The organism is Streptomyces sp. NPDC005494 (genome assembly GCF_042872025.1).
Taxonomy (GTDB): domain Bacteria; phylum Actinomycetota; class Actinomycetes; order Streptomycetales; family Streptomycetaceae; genus Streptomyces.
The window spans coordinates 206325-221399 of sequence record NZ_JBIAJR010000005.1 but is presented as its reverse complement, the minus strand read 5'-3'; the positions used below and the strand labels follow the sequence as shown (position 1 = coordinate 221399).

General features: G+C 73.3%; 12 protein-coding genes. 3 read left to right on the top strand and 9 right to left on the bottom strand.

Features of this window, described 5'->3' with window-relative positions; genetic code table 11:
• Window positions 1–37: 37 nt before the first annotated feature.
• Both ACFYQ6_RS17355 and ACFYQ6_RS17350 read right to left on the bottom strand, forming a co-directional pair.
• Window positions 38–823: a uracil-DNA glycosylase gene (locus ACFYQ6_RS17355; RefSeq protein WP_361578208.1), complete on the bottom strand. Its 786-nt coding sequence runs from the start codon at window positions 821–823 to the stop codon at window positions 38–40.
• Window positions 824–908: 85 nt separating this feature from the next.
• Entirely contained in the window at window positions 909–1049 is a 141-nt protein-coding gene (locus tag ACFYQ6_RS17350) for a hypothetical protein (RefSeq protein ID WP_388763633.1), read from the bottom strand.
• Window positions 1050–1284: 235 nt separating this feature from the next.
• Here ACFYQ6_RS17350 and ACFYQ6_RS17345 point away from each other — a divergent pair, with 235 nt between their 5' ends.
• Window positions 1285–2928 (top strand): DNA repair helicase XPB, encoded by a 1644-nt coding sequence (locus tag ACFYQ6_RS17345; RefSeq protein ID WP_361578211.1) that lies wholly within the window; start codon window positions 1285–1287, stop codon window positions 2926–2928.
• Between the two features lie 135 nt (window positions 2929–3063).
• On the opposite strand, the gene ACFYQ6_RS17340 is transcribed toward ACFYQ6_RS17345, so the two are convergent.
• The gene (locus ACFYQ6_RS17340) at window positions 3064–3255 is read right to left on the bottom strand and encodes a hypothetical protein (protein WP_361578683.1); all 192 of its coding nucleotides are present in this window, start codon (window positions 3253–3255) and stop codon (window positions 3064–3066) included.
• A gap of 780 nt (window positions 3256–4035) precedes the next feature.
• Between ACFYQ6_RS17340 and ACFYQ6_RS17335 the strand changes: the two genes are divergently transcribed.
• Window positions 4036–6096, top strand: coding sequence for a HelD family protein (locus ACFYQ6_RS17335; protein ID WP_388763631.1), 2061 nt, complete (start codon window positions 4036–4038; stop codon window positions 6094–6096).
• A gap of 66 nt (window positions 6097–6162) precedes the next feature.
• Window positions 6163–8115 carry an APC family permease gene (locus tag ACFYQ6_RS17330; protein ID WP_361578217.1) on the top strand — a complete coding sequence of 651 codons (1953 nt, stop codon included), beginning with the start codon at window positions 6163–6165 and terminating at the stop codon, window positions 8113–8115.
• Between the two features lie 36 nt (window positions 8116–8151).
• Here ACFYQ6_RS17330 and ACFYQ6_RS17325 read toward each other — a convergent pair whose 3' ends face one another.
• From ACFYQ6_RS17325 to ACFYQ6_RS17300, 6 genes are all read right to left on the bottom strand, one after another.
• Window positions 8152–10596: an MMPL family transporter gene (locus ACFYQ6_RS17325; protein WP_361578220.1), complete on the bottom strand. Its 2445-nt coding sequence runs from the start codon at window positions 10594–10596 to the stop codon at window positions 8152–8154.
• A gap of 242 nt (window positions 10597–10838) precedes the next feature.
• Window positions 10839–11528 (bottom strand): copper homeostasis protein CutC, encoded by a 690-nt coding sequence (locus tag ACFYQ6_RS17320; protein WP_361578223.1) that lies wholly within the window; start codon window positions 11526–11528, stop codon window positions 10839–10841.
• A gap of 176 nt (window positions 11529–11704) precedes the next feature.
• Entirely contained in the window at window positions 11705–13105 is a 1401-nt protein-coding gene (locus ACFYQ6_RS17315; RefSeq protein ID WP_388763628.1) for a lipase family protein, read from the bottom strand.
• A gap of 145 nt (window positions 13106–13250) precedes the next feature.
• Window positions 13251–13490 carry a hypothetical protein gene (locus ACFYQ6_RS17310; protein WP_361578229.1) on the bottom strand — a complete coding sequence of 80 codons (240 nt, stop codon included), beginning with the start codon at window positions 13488–13490 and terminating at the stop codon, window positions 13251–13253.
• A 75-nt stretch (window positions 13491–13565) separates the two neighbouring features.
• Window positions 13566–14426, bottom strand: coding sequence for a biotin-dependent carboxyltransferase family protein (locus ACFYQ6_RS17305; RefSeq protein ID WP_361578232.1), 861 nt, complete (start codon window positions 14424–14426; stop codon window positions 13566–13568).
• A complete protein-coding gene (locus ACFYQ6_RS17300; protein WP_361578686.1) occupies window positions 14423–15043 on the bottom strand; it encodes an allophanate hydrolase subunit 1 in 621 nt (206 codons plus the stop codon). Before ACFYQ6_RS17300 ends, ACFYQ6_RS17305 begins: the two co-directional genes overlap by 4 nt.
• Between the last annotated feature and the right edge of the window lie 32 nt (window positions 15044–15075).

Sequence of the window (15075 nt, the reverse complement as noted above, 5' to 3'; positions counted from 1 at the left end):
GCCGTTCCTGACCGTCCGGCGGCCCAGGGCCGGACGGTCAGGAAGCGGGGAGCCCGGCCACGGTCGCGGCCTCGCGGAGCACGCCCACGAGCATCGGCATCGTGAGCCGGCCCGTGAAGGTGTTCCGCTGGCTCGGGTGGTAGGCGCCCAGCAGGTGCAGCTCCTGCCTGCGCACGGTGGCGGGCAGGACGACGTGCGCGCCGTGGCCGAAGGCGGGGCGCGGACGGGGTAGTTGCCATCCGGCGTCGGCGAGCACCGGGAGCAACGCCTGCCAGCCGAAGCCGCCGAGGGCCACCACCGCGCGCAACCCCGGGCTCAGGAGGTCCAGTTCGGCGGCCAGCCAGGCCCGGCAGGTGTCGCGTTCACCGGGGGTGGGCCTGTTGGCCGGGGGCGCGCAGTGCACGGGAGACGTGAGCCGTACGCCACGCAGGCTCAGCCCGTCCCCCGCGTGGGCGGAGGTGGGCCGCGAGGCGAGGCCCACGGTGTGCAGGGCCGTGAAGAGGAAGTCGCCCGCCGCGTCGCCCGTGAACATCCGGCCGGTCCTGTTCCCGCCGTGCGCCGCGGGCGCGAGGCCGACGACCGCGACGGCTGCGTCCGGGGGTCCGAAGCCGGGGACGGGGCGACCCCAGTACTCCTGGTCCTGGAAGGCCGCGCGCTTCACCTCGGCGACCTCCTCCCGCCAGGCCACCAGCCGGGGGCAGGCCCGGCACCCCGTGAGCCGTGCGTCCAGCTCGGCGATCCCGGCGCACCGGGGCGCGTGGTGGGCCGGGAAGCCCGGGTCGCCGGGCCCCGGCACCTGACCTGCCGCCTTCGTCGCGTCCATGCCTCCACGCTACGGCCCGGCCCCGGCTCGACCGGTCCGGCGCCGACGCGTCCCCAGACCCGTGCCGGTCACCCGGCCCGCGCCCTCACCCCTCCGGCCCGGTCCGCGCCATCACCCCTCCGGCCGGCCGTGCCGGGCTGTCGGCGAGCGCACAGCTGGTCGCGGCCATGCCCAGCGGGAGGGCGACGACAGCTGCCGGGGCGGCGATGCGGTGCGAGAAGGCCATACGCGGAGACTGCCGCCCCCGGCGGGCCCGCATGAAGCCGAGCCGGGAAAACCTTCATGTGCCGCCTTCGGCGGCCCGCGCGCGCGGTGCCCGCCGGTGGTTCTCGCTCATGCCGCCGACACAGCCGCCCGGTCCGGGCCCCGATGCGGCACACTGGACGTTTGGCCGTTCACGGCCGTCCCCGGCGGCGGATCCCAGCAGCAGGGCAGAAGCAGAACAGAAAGGGCTGACGCGCGTGCCCGGACCCCTCATCGTCCAGAGTGACAAGACCCTGCTCCTCGAAGTCGACCACGACCAGGCGGAGGCCTGCCGTCGTGCCATCGCGCCCTTCGCCGAGCTGGAGCGTGCGCCCGAGCACATCCACACCTACCGGGTCACCCCGCTGGGCCTGTGGAACGCCCGCGCGGCCGGGCACGACGCCGAGCAGGTCGTCGACGCCCTCGTGGAGTACTCCCGCTACCCCGTGCCGCACGCGCTCCTCGTCGACATCGCCGAGACGATGGCGCGGTACGGCCGCCTCACCCTGTCCAAGCACCCGGTGCACGGACTGGTCCTGACCTCGAACGACCGTCCGGTGCTGGAGGAGATCCTCCGCTCGAAGAAGGTCCAGCCGCTGGTCGGGGCCCGCATCGACCCGGACACCGTGGCCGTGCACCCCTCCGAACGCGGGCAGATCAAGCAGACGCTGCTGAAGCTGGGCTGGCCGGCCGAGGACCTCGCCGGATACGTCGACGGCGAGGCGCACCCGATCGATCTCGACCAGGACGGCTGGGCGCTGCGCCCGTACCAGCGGCAGGCCGTCGACGGCTTCTGGCACGGCGGCTCGGGTGTCGTCGTGCTCCCCTGCGGCGCGGGCAAGACCCTCGTCGGGGCCGGTGCGATGGCCGAGGCCAAGGCGACCACGCTGATCCTGGTCACCAACACGGTCTCGGCGCGGCAGTGGAAGCACGAGCTGGTGAAGCGGACCTCGCTGACCGAGGACGAGATCGGCGAGTACAGCGGTACGCGCAAGGAGATCCGGCCGGTCACGATCGCCACGTACCAGGTGCTGACCACCCGCCGTAAGGGGATCTACCCGCACCTGGAGCTGTTCGACTCCCGCGACTGGGGGCTCGTGATCTACGACGAGGTGCATCTGCTGCCCGCGCCCGTCTTCAAGTTCACCGCCGATCTCCAGGCCCGCCGCCGCCTCGGGCTCACCGCGACGCTCGTGCGCGAGGACGGCCGGGAGTCCGACGTCTTCTCGCTCATCGGGCCCAAGCGCTTCGACGCCCCGTGGAAGGAGATCGAGGCACAGGGCTACATCGCGCCCGCCGACTGCGTCGAGGTCCGGGTGAATCTCACGGACTCGGAACGCCTCGCGTACGCGACGGCCGAGGCCGAGGAGAAGTACCGGTTCTGCGCGACGACGGCGACGAAGCGCAAGGTCACCGAGGCTCTCGTACGCAAGCACCAGGGCGAGCAGACCCTCGTCATCGGGCAGTACATCGACCAGCTCGACGAGCTGGGTGAGCACCTGGACGCCCCGGTGATCAAGGGCGAGACGAGCAACGCGCAGCGCGAGAAGCTGTTCGAGGCGTTCCGCCAGGGTGAGATCAGCGTGCTGGTGGTGTCCAAGGTCGCGAACTTCTCGATCGACCTGCCGGAGGCGACGGTCGCCATCCAGGTGTCCGGGACGTTCGGTTCGCGCCAGGAGGAGGCGCAGCGGCTCGGCCGGGTGCTGCGGCCGAAGGCGGACGGGCACGAGGCCCGGTTCTACTCGGTGGTCGCGCGCGACACGATCGACCAGGACTTCGCGGCGCACCGCCAGCGGTTCCTGGCCGAGCAGGGGTACGCCTACCGGATCGTGGACGCGGACGAACTCCTGACGGAGAGCTGACCGCTCGGGGTCCGGGCCACGGGGTTCGGGGTCCAGGCTTCGGGGTCCGGGCTTCGGGCTTCGGGGTCCGGGCTTCGGGCTTCGGGCTTCGGCGGAGAACTCACCGGGCCGGGCACGGAGCCCGGCGGTCCGGGTTCAGCGGTGGCGGCGGACGACGCCCGCCTCCTCCGCGTACTCACCGAGGACGGCCACACCGAACGCGGTGCGCGCGAAGACCGACAGGGCGCGCACCGCGTCCCCCATGCGGTGGCTGCGGGGGTGACCGGTGGCCGCGGTCGCGCCGTGTGCGGGCCCGGTCCTGCGGGGGTCCAGATAAAGGGTGCTCATGCATTCCATGGTGCTCCGCCCGCCCGCGCCCCGGCATCGGCCTGCGGGCGGAAGCGCGTGCCCACGCGGGTAGGCCGCAGGGCTGACACCGTCCCCTACGGGGCTGACGCGTGCGGGCCACCGCTCCCCCGGTCGGACGGCGACGGCGATCTTCCCGACCTGGTGGCCCTGTTCCAAATACTCCTGCGCGGCCACGATGTCGTCGGGGCCGAACACCCGGTCGGCGGTGGGCCGTAGCGCCCGCGTGCGCAGACCGGCGGCCGGGAACCCGGCGATGCGGCGGACCACCGTCGGACCGAGCGTGTGCTCGCAGGGCGCGTAACCGAGGATCGTCAGGAGCCAGTTCATCGGGAACGAGGCGGGCCAGGGGGCCGGCCCGCCCGCGGTGACCAGGTTCCGCCCGGCCTCACCGCCTTCGCCAGGTCCGCCGGGCCGGGGCCCATGACGGTGCCGAGGATGATGCCGGCGCCCGCGCCTCCGGTGTACGGGCGGGCCGCCGCCGATGGCCGGCAGCGGCGCCGGAGGGCGGGCCACGATCTATTCGGTCGCTCCCGGCGGCAGCGGCCTATACAATCGCCGGTCTGCCCGCCTCCCGCACCGTGGTACCGGCCCGCCTCTCTGAGCGGCCGGCAGCCGGGGGAGCGCCGCCGACCGGACGGAAACCGGCCGACAGGAACCGCACGCGCCCACCCGCGTGCGCATCCGTGTGTGAACGTCCCCGAGCGGACCGGGCGGTGCGCCCTGTCCGCCGTCCTGCGTCGAAAAGCCGGAGGCAACACCGTGCCCGCGCACGAAGAATCAAGCAACCCACTGGTCAGGGAGCGGGCGCACCTCGCCGCGTCCCGTGCCGCGCTGCGCGCGATGCGTGAGGACGTGCAGGCGCTCGACATCCGTGACGTCACGGCGAACTGGGTCAACGCCGCCGTCCTCCAGGCCCAGATGGACGACCGCATCAAGGCGCTGGCCGACCTCTCCCACACCCCGCTGTTCTTCGGCCGCCTCGACTACCTGCACGTGGTCGGCGCCGAGAAGGCGGAGGGCTCGGAGGGAGAGCAGTTCTACATCGGGCGCCGCCATGTCCACGACGCCCACGGCGATCCCATGGTCATCGACTGGCGTGCGCCCGTCTCCCAGCCGTTCTACCAGGCGTCCCGCAACAACCCCCTGGACGTCGACCGCCGGCGCCGCTTCGGTTACACGGGCGGCGAGCTGACCGCGTACGAGGACGAGCGCCTCACCGACCCGGCGGAGGAGGAGCAGACCAGCAAGCTCCTCCAGGCGGAGATCGAACGGCCCCGTGTCGGACCGATGCGTGACATCGTGGCGACGATCCAGCCGGAGCAGGACGAGATCGTCCGCGGTGACCTCGGAGGGACGGTCTGCGTGCAGGGCGGCCCCGGCACCGGGAAGACGGCCGTGGGCCTGCACCGCGTGGCCTACCTCCTGTACGCGCACCGCGAGCGGCTGGCCCGTACGGGCACCCTCGTCATCGGCCCGAACCGTTCGTTCCTCCACTACATCGAGCAGGTGCTGCCCGCCCTCGGCGAGCTGGAGGTCAAGCAGGCCACCGTCGAGGACCTGGTGACGGCGCAGGTCGAGGTGCGGGGCACGGACGAGTCGGCCTCCGCCGTGGTCAAGGGCGACGCCCGCATGGCGGAGGTCCTGCGGCGGGCGATCCGCTCCCACGTCACACCCCCCACGGAGCCGGTCGTCGTGGTGCGCGGCTCCCGTCGCTGGCGGGTACCGGCGTACGAGGTCGAGGAGATGGTGAACGAGCTGCTGGCCCGCGACATCCGGTACGGCGCCGCCCACGAGGCCCTTCCGCAGCGCATCGCACACGCCGTCCTCGTACGGATGGAGGAGGCGGGCGAGGCCCCGGACGACCGGGTGCAGAACGCGGTGGCGCGCAATCCCGCCGTGAAGGCGGCCGTGAAGGCGATCTGGCCGGCCGTGGACCCGGCGAAGCTCGTGCTGCGGCTCCTGACGGACGCGGACTTCCTTGCCACGCACGCGGAGGGACTCCTCACCGAGGAGGAGCAGAAGCATGTGCTGATGGCCAGGCCCGCCCGCAGCGTGAAGTCGGCGAAGTGGACGGCGGCGGACGCGGTCCTGATCGACGAGGCGGCCGACCTCGTGGCCCGTACCCACTCGCTGGGCCATGTCGTCGTCGACGAGGCCCAGGACCTGTCCCCCATGCAGTACCGCGCGGTGGGCCGGCGCTGCTCGACCGGCTCGGCGACGGTGCTGGGCGACCTGGCGCAGGGGACGACGCCGTGGTCGACCCAGAGCTGGGAGCAGGCGCTGTTCCATCTCGGCAAGGCGGACGCCGTCGTGGAGGAGCTGACGGCGGGCTTCCGCGTGCCGCGCGAGGTGATCGCCTACGCCTCCCGGCTGCTCCCCGCCATCTCCCCCGGTCTCGCCCCGGTGGAGTCGGTGCGTGAGACGCCCGGCTCGCTCTCGGTACGGCAGGTGCCCGAGGCGGCTGCGCTGGACGCGGCCGTGGTCGCGGCGTGCGAGGAGTCGCTGCGCCACGAGGGCTCGATCGGCCTGATCGCCGCCGACGCCCGGGTCCCCGCCCTGGCCGCGGCTCTCGCCGCCGCGGGCCACGCGGTCCTCGCCCCGGGTGAGGAGACGACCGCCGACTCCCGGCTGACTCTCGTCCCGGCCTCGCTGGCGAAGGGCCTGGAGTACGACTACGTGGTCCTGGACGAACCGGCGGCCGTGGTCGACGGCGAGCCCGACGAGCGCACCGGCCTGCGCCGTCTGTACGTGGCGCTGACCCGTGCGGTCTCGGGTCTCGTGGTCCTCCACGCCTCACCGCTGCCGGAACAGCTCGGCTGACGCCGGACGAGTGGCCGCCCGTGGCGCCTGCCCGGCTCCCGGGCGGGCGCCCGTTGTGATGACGGCATGACTCTCGACCGGCCGGCCTATCGCGTCAAACGGCGGCTCCTCGGGAAGCCGCTCACCACCGAGCACATCAGCGACGAGAAGCTGGGCAACCGGACGGCGCTCGGGGTCCTCGCCTCGGACTGCATCAGCTCGTCGGCGTACGGCTCCGAGGAGATGCTGCGCGTCCTGGTGCCGGTCGTGGGGGTCGCCGCCTTCACCATGATCATGCCGATCACCGGCGCGATCCTGCTGGTCCTCCTGCTGCTGACGCTCTCTTACAGCGACGTCCTCACCATCTACACCCGGGCGGGCGGCTCGTACGTGGTGGCCCGGGAGAACTTCGGCCCGAACGTCGCGCAGATCGCCGCCGTGGCGCTGCTCGTCGACTACATCGTCACCGTCGCGGTCCAGGTCTCGGCCGGCACCAACGCCCTGATCTCGCTGGCCCACCTGGTCGGCGACGACTGGACGGGCCTGGACCACCTCCAGCTGCCGGTCTCCGTGGCGGTGATCGTCCTGCTCGCGTACGGCAATCTGCGCGGCATCCGTGAGGCGGGCCGGATGTTCGCGCTTCCCGCGTACCTCTTCATGGCCGCCATCGGGCTCGTCCTCCTCGTGGCCGCCGTCCGCGGGCTCACCGGAGAGCTGCCGCGCGCCGATCTGCACGCCGCGGGTGTGGTCCCGCTGGGCACTCCCGGAGACGGCTGGCTGTACGGTGCCTCGCTCTTCATCGTGCTGCGCTCCTTCGCCAACGGCGGCTCGTCCCTCACCGGGCTCGAAGCGATCTCGAACGGCATCTCGGCGTTCCGCGAACCGCAGGGGCGCAACGCCCGGCGCACCCTCGTCGCCATGAGCTCCGTGCTCGCCGTGCTGGTCCTCGGCGTCTCGACGCTGGCCCACTTCACCCACGCCGTCCCGTACACCGACGGGACCCCGACGGTCATCGCGCAGGAGGCCCGGCTCGTGTTCGGTGAAGGGCCGCTGGGGACGGCCGGGCTGGTCTTCGTCCAGCTGGCGACGGCCCTGATCCTCTACACCGGCGCCAACACCCCCTTCACCGGCTTCCCCTTCCTGGCCAGCTTCGTCGCGGAGGACCGGTTCCTGCCCCGGGTGCTGACCCGGCGCGGTCACCGGCTCGCCTTCTCGAACGGCATCATCGCGCTCGCCGTCATCTCGCTGGCGCTGCTGCTGGCAACCGGCGCCAGCGTGGACAGGCTGGTGGCCCTGTACGCGATCGGCGTGTTCACCGCCTTCACCATGGCCGGGGCCGGTCTCACCGCGTACCACCTGCGGCGGCGCGAACCGCTGCGCCGGGTGAAGATCACGGTCAACGCGCTCGCGGCGGTCATCTCCGCGGCAGTGGTCCTGATCTTCGCGGTCACCAAGTTCACCGAGGGCGCCTGGCTGGTCGTGGTGATCTTCCCGCTCGGCGTCTGGGCGCTGACCCGGATCAACCGGGAGTACCGGCAGGAGGCGGGCGCGCTGGACCGGCTGCCCCTGGGCACGGACCGGCCGCGTGACCGCCGGCATCAGGTGTTCGTCCTCGTCGACACGCTGGACCTGGCGGCGCTGAAGGGCCTGCGGTACGCCCACGAGCTGCGGCCCGACACGGTACGGGCGGTGCACTTCGCGATCGACGAGGCGCATGCCCGGCGGCTTTCGGCCGCCTGGGAGAGGACGTCGGCGACGTCGGTTCCCCTGGAGCTCGTCGTGTGTCCGGACCGCCGGCTGCGTCACGCCATGCGGGAACTGGCCGCCCGCACCACGGCGGACGGGGAGACGTCGCTGACGGTGCTGGTACCGCGGCGGATGTACGCCAACGCCCTCGGCAAAGTGCTCCACCGGGGCACCGGCGAGAAGATGGCCCGCGCGCTGGGCCAGCTGCCGCACGTCGCGGTGACGATCCTGCCCTTCGACGCGTCACGCGCCCTACGGGTGCTGGAGTCGGGCCAGGCGCCCCCGCTGGACTGACCGGCGCGTACGCCTGCGGGGGGTGGCCCCGAGCGGTCACGTCCTGCGGTCCCCGGCCGCCTTCGGCCCGTCCGCCTCCCCCGAGCCCTCCGCGTCGATGTGCGGCAGGAGCCGGTCCAGCCACCGCGGGGTCCACCAGGCGGCCCGCCCGAGCAGGGTCATCACGGCGGGCACCAGGAGCAGGCGCACGACCGTGGCGTCGATGAGGACGCTGGCGGCGAGGCCGAGGCCGAGCATCTTCACCACGATGTTGTCGCTGATCAGGAACGCCGCGAAGACGCTGACCATGATCAGCGCGGCGCAGGTGATGACCCGTGCGGTGATCTCCAGGGCGTGCGCGACGCTCGCCTTCGGGTCGTTCGTGGCCAGCCACGCCTCGTGGATCCGGGTCAGGAGGAAGATCTCGTAGTCCATGCTGAGGCCGAAGACGATGGCGAACATCATCATCGGCACATAGCTCTCGATCGGCACATCCCCGGAGACGCCGAGCGCGGGGCCGCCCCAGCCCCACTGGAAGACGGCCACCACGACCCCGTACGAGGCCGCGATCGACAGGACGTTGAGCAGGGCGGCCTTGACGGCCACGAGCAGCCCGCGGAACACGGCGAGGATGACGAGGAAGGCGAGGCCGACCACCACCGCGATGATCAGCGGCAGCCGGCTGGAGACGATGTCCAGGAAGTCGACCTGGGCGGCCGTCGTGCCGGTCACATAGGTCTTCGCCGCGGTGCCGGAGACCGCGTCGGGCAGGACGTCGTCCGACAGGTGGTTGACCAGGCTCGTGGTCCGCTCGTCCTGCGGTGCGGCGACGGAATAGGCGGTGGCCGTCAGGACGTCCCCGTCCGAGGTGGCGGTGAGCGGGGTGATGACGGCCGCGTCCGGCACCTTGCTCAGGGACTTCCCGGCCTGGCTCTGCAGGGCGGACCGATCGTCCTGCGGCACGTCGCTCTGGTCGATCACGAGGGTCAGCGGGCCGTTCGACCCGGGCCCGAACGCCGAGGACATGAGGTCGTACGCGCGCCGGTCGGTGAAGGACTTCGGGTCGGCACCGTCGCCGATGTGCCCGAGCTGGATGAAGAAGACGGGGAAGGCGAGGACGGCCAGGACGACGACCCCGCCGGCCAGGAACCACCACGGGCGGCGTTCCACCCGCTCGGCGTACCGGTGCCAGGTGCCGTGCGTCGTCGTCCCCCGCCCCGGGCCTTGCTGCGAATCCGGCTCCGTCCCCCGCCCCGGGCCCTGCTGCGAATCCGGCTCCGGACCCCGCTCCGGGCCCGCCTGTGCACCCGGCTCCGGACCCCGCTCCGGGTCTGGTTGTGCACCCGGCTGCGGACCCCGCCGCGCACCGGGCCGCGTTCCCGGCTCCGGGCCGGGCTCCACCTCGGCGACCGGCTTGCGGACGTGGATCCGGTCGATGTGCCGCCCGATCAGCCCGAGCATGGCGGGCACGAGGGTGAGCGCCCCGAGCACGGCCGTGACGACGGTGACGGCGGCCGCGACCCCCAGCTTGCCGATGAAGCCGATGCCGGAGACCCACAGCCCGCAGAGAGCGATGATCACCGTGCACCCGGAGAGGAGCACGGCCCGCCCGCTCGTAGCCGTGGCCGCGCCCGCCGCCGCGACCGGATCGCTGCCGTCCATGAGGTTCTGACGGTGCCGGGTGACCAGGAACAGGGCGTAGTCGATGCCGACGCCGAGCCCGATCATCGTGGCCAGGGTCGGTGACACGGTGGCGAAGGTCGTCGCCGCGGCCAGCAGCCCCAGCAGGCCCAGCCCGCAGACGACACAGATGAGGGCCGTGATCAGGGGGAGCAGGGCCGCCAGGAGGCTGCCGAAGCCGATCAGCAGCACCAGGACGGCCACCCCGAACCCGATGGCCTCGCTGACGCGGTCGTTCGCCGCGGGCCGGGCCAGTTCACCCAGCGAGCCGCCGTACTCCACCTCGGCGCCGGCCGACCGGAGCGGCTGCACGGCGGAGTCCACGCCGTCGAGGTAGCCGGAGCCGAGGCTCGACGGCTGCTCGCTGAACCGGACGGTGATGTACGCCGTCTTCCCGTCGGCGGAGAGCGGGCCCACGTCCGGCCCGCCGTCGCTGCTGCCGCTCGGCGCGGTCAGCGGGTTCTGGGCGGACAGCACCTCGGGCAGTTTCTGGAGGCTGGCGACCACGGTGGACATCTCGCTGCTCAGCCCGCTGAGGGACTTGTCCGCGTCGTGCACCACCACCTGGCTGCTGTAGCCGCCGGCCGAGGGGGCGTGCTTCTCCAGGACGTCGAGGCCGTCCTGGGACTGGGTCCCGGAAATCGAGAAGTTGTCGGAGTAGTCGCCTCCGTACGTGTGCTGCACCGCCTGGAGCGCGACGAGCGCGGCGATCCACAGCACGATGACGATCACGAAGTGGCGCGCGCACCACGCCCCGGTCGCGTGCAGCACCCCCACCCGGCGCGCGGGTGCGCCGGAGCGGGCGGGCTGCTGGTGCGACATGTGAACTCCGGTGCGGGGCCGGGCAACTGGGACACTCAGCAGCATTCAAGACCGGTCCGGCGCCCGGGGCACGCCGGGGCCGGAGAACGGGTGACCCCGCCCCAGGCCCCCCGCATCCCCGCCCCAGGCCCCGCACCCCCGCACCCCCGCACCGGACACCCGGCAGCCGAGCACCGCACGCTCACTCCCGCAGGGCCGCCTCAGCCCCCGAGCACCGCACGCTCACTCCCGCAGGGCCCGCCTCAGCCCCCGAGCGCCACACGCCACTCCCGTACGGCCGCCTCGTCCACCGGGCCGTCCCAGCCGCCCGGCCGCGCCGCGCCGCCGATGTGGAAGGCCTCGATGCCCGCGGCGCGCAGGCGCGGCAGGTGGTCCAGGCGCAGGCCGCCGCCCACCATGATCTGCGGCTCGTAGCCGGGCAGGTCCGAGCGGTCCGCCTCGGCCAGCAGGGTGTCCATGCCCGCGTCGACACCGTCGGGCGAGCCCGCGGTGAGGTAGGTGTCCAGCCCCGGCATGTCCGCGAGGTGCTTGCGCAGCACGTCGCGGTCGGCCGCGCGGTCGATGGCGCGGTGGAAGGTCCAGTGACAGCCGTTCACCTCGGCAACGAGCCGTTCGACGGCCACCAGGTCCGCGTGGCCGTCCTCGTCGAGGAAGCCGAGCACGAACTCCTCGGCGCCCGCGGCACGCATGGCGTGGGCCTTGTCCACCAGGACACCGATGTCACCGGCGGCGAAACCGTCCGTGACCCTGAGCATGACCCGCAGCGGGATGTCGACGGCGGCCCTGATCTCCGAGAAGGTCGCCACCGACGGGGTCAGGCCGTCGGCCGCCATGTCGGTGACCAGTTCGAGGCGGTCCGCACCACCCGCCTGCGCCGCGACCGCGTCCTCCGCGTCGAGGGCGATCACCTCCAGGACTGCACGGTTGCTCATGGTGTTCCATTCCCTCGGAGCGGCTACGGACTACAGGTCTAGTCCAATAACCAGACTACGGGCCTGCCCCTCGGCGCGCAGCTTCCCAGGGGAACGCATGCGTGAACATACGCGAGGCCGCGGCGGCATCCGAGGAACGGACACGCCGCGGCCTCATGGGTCACGGGGGTGGGACGTCAGGGCTGGATCGGCATCGACCAGCAGTTGGAGGAGGCCTTCGCGCCGGAGAGCCGGTCGGTCATCCAGGACACGGCGCTGCCCTGGTCGGTGAGGTAGGGGGCGAGGTGGTTGGTGAGGATCTTGTCGCCCAGGTTGGGCAGGTGCACGGCCTCGTACGTCACGTTCGCACCCTTGCGGCACCAGTCCACCGCGAGCTGCCTCGCCTGCTTGTGGCCCACGATGTCGTCCTGGACGCCGGTCGCCAGCCGTACCGGGGTCGTCGGCTTCAGGTTGCCGATGCGCTGCCGGTCCAGGACCGCCTGCAGCTTCGGCTCGGCCGCGATGATCTCGGCGAGGGACGCGCCGTCGGCCGTCCACTTCTTGGAGTTGGTGAACGCGTAGCCGAGGATCGCGTCACCCACACACATGGTCGAGATGTCCTTCAGGGCCGCCTTGCCGACGTCGTTGGTGTGCGCGTCGATCACCGGCCGGAGCGAGGGGTCGGTCTGGGCGAAGCCGTTGATGGACCAGCCCAGCGCCCCGGCCAGGGCGCTGCCGTCTATGCCCTTCATGACCTCGGTGAGGTCGGCGGGCGGCGCCCCGGCGTAGGTGCCCACCAGGTTGACGTCGGGGGCGTACGAGGGCTGGAGTTCGGCCGCCGACGCGCTGGCGCCGCCGCCCTGGCTGTAGCCGTAGAGGCCGACCCGCGACTCCGGGGTCAGCGAGGTGCCGGCGACCGAGCGGGCCGCGCGGGCCGCGTCCAGGAGGGCGTGGCCCTCGTCGAGGCGGTTGACGTAGGTGTGGAGCCGGTCGGTCGTGCCGAGGCCGGCGTAGTCGGTGACGACGACGGCGGCTCCGGCGGCCAGGAAGCGGTAGACCGCGAGGTTGTCGTACCCGATGGACACCGTGCCCTCGCCGATGGTCAGCGGGTGCTGGAGCGAGAGCGAGGGGGCGCACTGGTCGCCCTGACCCATGGTCCCGGAGGCCAGCGCGACCAGCGGGCGCGGGCCGCCGCCCTTCCAGGCGGCGGACGGCTCGATGTACGCGCCGGTGACGGCGACCGGCCCGCCGCCCGCGTCGGTGGACTTGTACATCAGCCGCGTCGCGGTACCGGGCAGCCGCCGGCCGTCCAGACCGGGCAGGCTCAGCCCGAGGGGCAGCGGCTCCGTGCGGACGAGGGTCCCGTCGGTCGCGGGCAGCTGCGCGGGCGGGTCGTAGAAGGCCGGGATGGTCACGCCGCGGGACACCACGGGCTCCGAACCGGCGGCGGATGCGGGTACGGCGCTCGCGCCCAGACAGGCGGCCGCGGCCACCGAAGCGGCGACGAGGCGCCCCGCACGGCGTCCCTGCCGACGGGGTTCCGGAACGTGGGGGGTGTTCTCGGTCGAGCTCGAACGGGTGATCTTGCGCGGACTCACGGCTCACTCCTCGCCCTGCTCCGATGAAGGTGAGCGCAAGCTAGCACCCAGCAGTTACCCGAGGTAACTCATCAGTAAGTTACGCTTCGGTAACGCAAACGGGAGGGCGTGCCCGGCCCCCGCCCGGGGCCCGCCCTTCAGCCCTTCACCGGGGCCGCTGCCCGATCTCGTCCACCACGCCGGCCTTCACGCGGCCCCTGACCTCCACGTACTTCTCGCCCCCCTTGACCTCGCGACCCACCGCGCGCCCCCCCTTCACCCCGTCGAGGCGCAGGCCGAGGTAGGCGCAGCTGCCTCGTTCGAATACGGGACCGAACGACATGCCGGGGTACGAGACACCGATCCCGTGGCGCCCGAGTGCGTCCAGCTCGTCCTCGTCCAGCACGATGCCGGGCAGCTTCGCGAGGGCCTCGAAAGCGGCGGCACCTCCTGTTCGCCGATGCCCGCTCCCGGCTTCCCGTCACGCCCGCACGAATCTCACCGGTGTCCCCGGAACCGCCTGAGCCGCCCCGGCCAGCGCGGATTCCGCGACCACGCCGACGACCGGGTAACCCCCCGTCGTCGGGTGGTCGTTGAGGAACACCACGGGCAACCCGTCCGGCGGCACCTGCACGGCTCCCAGCACCATCCCCTCGCTCGGCAGTTCACCGTCCCTGGCGCGCGCCAGGGCGGGCCCCTCCGTACGCAGCCCGATGCGGTTGCTCCGCTCCGACACCCGGTAGGCGGCGCTCGTCAGCGTGCGCAGGGCCCCTTCCGTGAACCAGCCGTCGCGCGGCCCCGGATACAGGGGCAGCACCAGTTCGGCGGGCACGCCCGGCCAGGGCACGGTGTCGGCGGCCGGCGCCCCGCGCGCGGGGCCCAGAGGGAGCAGGTCGCCCTCGCGCAGCACCGGCGGGCCGAGTCCCGAGAGCAGGTCGGCGGACCTGCTGCCGAGCACCGGCTCGGGCACCAGGCCGCCGGCGAAGGCCAGATAGCCACGCAGCCCGTGCACCGCCGGCCCGGCATCCAGGACCGCTCCGGGCGGTACGCGCACGGGCGCGCCCCAGGCGACCGGGCGGCCGTCCACGGTGACCCGGCACCCCGCGCCCCCGACCACGGCGAGCACGGCCCGGTCGCCCGTGACCCGGACGGCGCAGCCGGTGAGCGTGGTCTCCAGGACCGCGGCGTCCCGCGCGTTGCCGACGAGCCGGTTGGCCAGCCGCCGGGCGGGCCCGTCCAGGGCCCCGGCCCGGGGTACGCCGAGGTGCGCCCAGCCCGTGCGTCCCTCGTCCTGCACGGTGGTCAGTGCCCCGGCCCTCACTACTTCGAGCGCCGGGGTCACCGGGTCTCCTCCGCCGCCACGAAGCGCACCCGGGCCCCGGGGCCGAGCAGCGCGGCCGGTTCGCGTGCCGGGTCCCACAGGGTGTCCGGCGCGGGCATCCGCCCGATGAGCTGCCAGCCGCCGGGCGAGGGCCGTGGATAGACCCCGGTGTACGGGCCGGCCAGGGCCAGCGCCCCGGCCGGCACCCGGGTCCGGGGCGTGGCACGGCGTGGGACGCTCAGGTGACCGGGCAGGCCGGTGAGGTATCCGAAGCCGGGGGCGAAGCCGCAGAAGGCCACCCGGAACTCCGTGCGCGCGTGGATGCGCGGCACCTCCTCGACGGCGACGCCCCACGCCTCGGCCACGTCGGCGAGGTCCGGGCCGTCGTAGACGACGGGTATCTCGACGGCCTCGCCCGCCCCACGGCTCAGCGGCGGTACGGTCCACGACCTCAGCCGCGCCGCGAGCGTGCGGTCCTCGACCCCGTCCAGCAGCACCGTCCGGGCGCCGGGGACGATCTCGGCCACGGCGGGGAGCTCGCCGGCGGCCCGGCGGCGCAGCAGCTCGGCGTGGAAGGCCTCGGCCTGCTCACCGGAGACGAGTTCCACGAGCAGCGCCCGCGGTCCGGCCTCCAGCACCCGGATGCCACCGGCGTCCGCACCGCCGCCGC